Source organism: Noviherbaspirillum sp. (assembly GCF_036846085.1).
GTDB lineage: Bacteria > Pseudomonadota > Gammaproteobacteria > Burkholderiales > Burkholderiaceae_D > Noviherbaspirillum.
On record NZ_DAIUCO010000367.1, the window covers coordinates 1 to 3,710 of the forward strand.

The following is a 3,710-nucleotide window of genomic DNA, read 5'->3' on the forward strand; positions in this document are numbered from 1 at the left end:
ATGCGATTGCTCAACCTCACTACCCCCCACCCTAACCCTCCCCCTGGAAGGGGGAGGGAACCCTACGGAGGTGTGCAAAGCTCACCCGCTAAAGCAAACAAAAACCCAAGTGCAAACGCATCAAACCAAACAACCATCACACACCAAGGAACACCGATGATCAAGAACTTAGCCCTCACCCTCATTCTCGGTGCCGCCACCCTCATCGCTCAGGCCGCCGACACCAGCCCCCTGAAATTCGGCGTCGGCCTCTTCCAGCCCGACAAGGAGAAGAACGACGCCACCTACCGCCCGCTTGCCGAGCACCTGTCGAAGCAGCTCGGCCGCCCGGTGCAGTTGCGCACCGTCGACACCTGGGAGGGCCTGGCAAAATCGCTTGCCAACGGCGAGACCGATATCGCGCTGCTCGGGCCGTGGGGCTATGTGCTGGCGAACCATGAAGCCGGCGCGCAGGCGGTGTCCACCATTCTCTACGACGGCAAGCCGGAATACTTCGCGATCATGATCACCCACCCGGATTCCGGCATCAACACGGTGGCGGACTTGAAGGGCAAGACCTTCGCTTTCGGTGACAAGGGGTCCACTTCCGGCTATCTCATCCCGTATCACTACTTCATGCAGCAAGGCATCGATCCCGACAAGTACTTCAGCAAGGTGCTGTACACCAAGCACCAGGCGATCGAGACGCAGGTTGCCGCCGGCCAGCTTGACGCCGGCGCCGACTACAACCGCAACCGCAATGCGATGATCGAGGCCGGTCTCATCAAGCCGGAACGCTCGAAGATCATCTGGCACTCCGCGCCGCTGCCCAACGATGCGGTAGCGGTCAGCAGTACGCTGGCAAAGGACAAGGCATTCGTCCAGAAGCTGCAGGCCGCGCTGGATGCGGTCGGCCCGGCGATGAAGGCCAATCCGTCGCTGCTGCCGAATCATTACACCGGCTTCGTCACGAAGGACAACGGCTTCTACAAGCCGATCCGTGACGCCGGCCTTGCCACCGGCAAACTGCGGCCGAAGCAATGATGCGGTTTGCCATACCCATCGCCGGATCGCGCCTGCGCTTCCTCGCCTGGATCCTGGCTTATGCGCTATTGATCGGCGTATGCCTTGCCAGCCTGTCGGCCGCCGGCGACCTGTCGCTCGGCCGCAATCCATGGGCCAACCTGCAGAAGACGGCGGTGGAGTTTTCCCGTCCGAGTTTCCTGGATGCCTGGTTCGGCGATACGAAGCTCGAATATAGAAGCGACGACGGCACCGTGCTGCGCACCGAAAATAGGCGCTTGGTGGAGCGGCAGTTCCTCGATGGCCTGGCCGAGGCAACGTGGGTGACGATCAAGATCGGCACGCTCGGTTCGCTGCTGGCGGCCGCGCTGGCCTTGCCGCTCGGGTTGCTGAGCGCCCGCAACCTTGCCGCACCCGCGCCGCTGCAATGGATCGCGAAACTGTTGCTGGATGCGTCGCGCTCGATCCACACGCTGGTCTTCGGCCTGGTGTTCGTCGGCATCATCGGACTCGGCCCGACTGCCGGCATCCTCGCGATCGCCGCCCATTCGCTCGGCACCTACGGCAAGCTGTACGCCGAAGCCGTCGAGACGCTCGACATGGCCGCCGCCGATGCGGTGCGCGCCGTCGGTGCCGGCCCGCTGCAGGTCTTCTTTACCGCCATCTGGCCGGGCGTCCTGCCGCAACTGGTATCCAACCATCTGTATGTATGGGAATTCAACATCCGCGATTCCACCATCCTCGGCATGGTGGGCGCCGGCGGCCTCGGCCTGCTGATCACCGAGGCGGTGTCGCTGTTCCAGTGGGGCAGGCTGGCGACCATCCTGATCGTCGTGGTGGCGCTGGTGTCGGTATTCGATGCGCTCAGCCGGCGCGTGCGGAAGGCCCTGCTATGACGGCATGCGCAATACGAATGCAGGGCGTCGTCGCGCAGGCCGGCGGACGCGTCCTCCTCGACGGCATCGATCTGTCGGTCGCACATGGCGAGCGCGTCGCCATCGTCGGGCATAACGGCGCCGGCAAATCGAGCCTGCTGAAGTTGATGACCGGGATCATGCATCCATCCCACGGCGAGGTGGACGTGCTCGGCTTCCCTATGCAACGTCCGCTGCCGTCGCGAGAACTGCGGCGCCTGCGCGCCGACGTCGGCCAGGTGTTCCAGGGCCTGCACCTCGTGCAGCGGCTGACCGTGCTGGAAAACGTACTGCTCGGCAGCCTGGCGCGCAATCGTTCGCCGCTGACCTGGGCGCGGCTGTTTCCGCGCGATGAAATCCGCAGGGCGGAAGCGGCCTTGCAGCAGGTCGGCCTGATCGGCAAGGCCGACGCCCGCGCCGATAGCCTGTCGGGCGGCGAACGGCAGAAAACCGCGATCGCCCGTATGCTGCTGCAGGCACCCCGGCTGATCCTTGCCGACGAACCGACCGCCGCGCTCGACCCGCTGGCCGCCGCCGATATCGCCTCCATGCTTTCCGGCCTGGCGCAGCGGCAACACATGACGTTGGTGACCGTGGTGCACGATCCCGGCCTGCTTGCCGTGCTGGCCGACCGCGTGATCGGGATGCGCCAGGGGAAAATCGCCTTCGACCTGCCGGTGGCGCAGGTCGGCGATGAACGCCTCAACCGTCTGTACAGTGACAAACCCGATGCGCGCAACTGGATCACCCGCCTGGAACGGGCAGCGCATCCGATTGGAGAACAACCATGAGCGCAGGAAGACGCTGTCCCTTGTCCTATCGTTATTCGCCGTCGGTCTTCCGCGCCGATGCATCGGCATGCGCCGACACGCTCTACGTGGTTGGCGGCCTGTACGGGAACACGGCGGCATTGGAGGAAGTGATGCGGATGTACGACGCCGAGCGCGGCATCAAGCATTTGATTTTCAATGGCGACTTCAACTGGTTCGATGTCGACCCGGAACGTTTTCGCCGGATCAATGAAACGGTGCTGTCGCACGATGCCATCCGCGGCAACGTCGAGAGCGAACTCGGGCCGCAGGAAGACGGCGAGGATGCAGGCTGCGGCTGCGCCTATCCGGATTGGGTGGACGATATCGTGGTGCAGCGGTCCAATGCCATCATGCGCAGGCTGGCGGCGACCGCCGCGAAGTTTCCGGATCTGCGCCGACGGCTGACCGACCTGCCGATGTGGAAGCGCATCGATGTCGGCGGCCTGCCGGTAGGCATCGTGCACGGCGATGCGCAGTCGCTGGCCGGCTGGGGATTTGCGCCCGAGCACTTGCGTGACGATGCCCGTCTGGCGGAAGCGGCGGGCTGGCTGCACGAGGGTGGCGTTCGCGTCTTCGCCTGCAGCCATACCTGTTCGCCGGTATTGCAGTCGCTTGCCGATGCGCAGGGCCGGCGCTGCGCGATCATCAACAACGGCGCGGCCGGCATGCCGAATTTCTCCGGCATGCACGAAGGATTGCTGACCCGGATCTCGACGACGCCGCATGCGGACAGCGTGTACGGCATGCGGATCGACGGCTTGTATATCGATGCGCTGCCGATCCGCTACCAGCGAAGCCGCTGGCAGGCGGAGTTTCTTGCGCAATGGCCGCTGGGCAGTCCGGCGCATGATTCGTACTGGAAGCGGATTGATGAAGGACCGGCGCACCGTGTGGAACAGGCAGTGCGCGTGGATGAAGCCGGGGTCGCGCAACGCATGCGTTGCGCCGGCTGAATCGGAGCCGCCTGCAAGCGGCGACGTGG

The 3,710-nt window shown here is 64.6% G+C and carries 4 protein-coding genes; all 4 read left to right on the top strand.

The features are described from left to right. The first annotated feature begins 156 nt into the window (after positions 1-156). Genes V7080_RS24725 through V7080_RS24740 form a run of 4 tightly spaced genes read left to right on the top strand, consistent with a single transcriptional unit; the run spans position 157 to position 3,681 of the window. Complete coding sequence (locus V7080_RS24725) at positions 157-1,023, top strand: phosphate/phosphite/phosphonate ABC transporter substrate-binding protein (protein ID WP_334191030.1); 867 nt, start codon at positions 157-159, stop codon at positions 1,021-1,023. Further along, a complete protein-coding gene (phnE, locus tag V7080_RS24730) occupies positions 1,023-1,898 on the top strand; it encodes a phosphonate ABC transporter, permease protein PhnE (RefSeq protein WP_334191031.1) in 876 nt (291 codons plus the stop codon). The genes V7080_RS24725 and phnE overlap by 1 nt, the downstream gene beginning before the upstream one ends. After that, positions 1,895-2,707: a phosphonate ABC transporter ATP-binding protein gene (locus tag V7080_RS24735; protein ID WP_334191032.1), complete on the top strand. Its 813-nt coding sequence runs from the start codon at positions 1,895-1,897 to the stop codon at positions 2,705-2,707. Before phnE ends, V7080_RS24735 begins: the two co-directional genes overlap by 4 nt. Continuing rightward, entirely contained in the window at positions 2,704-3,681 is a 978-nt protein-coding gene (locus V7080_RS24740) for a hypothetical protein (protein ID WP_334191033.1), read from the top strand. The genes V7080_RS24735 and V7080_RS24740 overlap by 4 nt, the downstream gene beginning before the upstream one ends. Positions 3,682-3,710 lie beyond the last annotated feature (29 nt).

What these genes read in the sequence shown, in the direction of transcription:
- V7080_RS24725 (WP_334191030.1), top strand. Translation starts at nt 157, where the DNA reads ATGATCAAGAACTTAGCCCTCACCCTCATTCTCGGTGCCGCCACCCTC.
- phnE (WP_334191031.1), top strand. Translation starts at nt 1,023, where the DNA reads ATGCGGTTTGCCATACCCATCGCCGGATCGCGCCTGCGCTTCCTCGCC.
- V7080_RS24735 (WP_334191032.1), top strand. Translation starts at nt 1,895, where the DNA reads ATGACGGCATGCGCAATACGAATGCAGGGCGTCGTCGCGCAGGCCGGC.
- V7080_RS24740 (WP_334191033.1), top strand. Translation starts at nt 2,704, where the DNA reads ATGAGCGCAGGAAGACGCTGTCCCTTGTCCTATCGTTATTCGCCGTCG.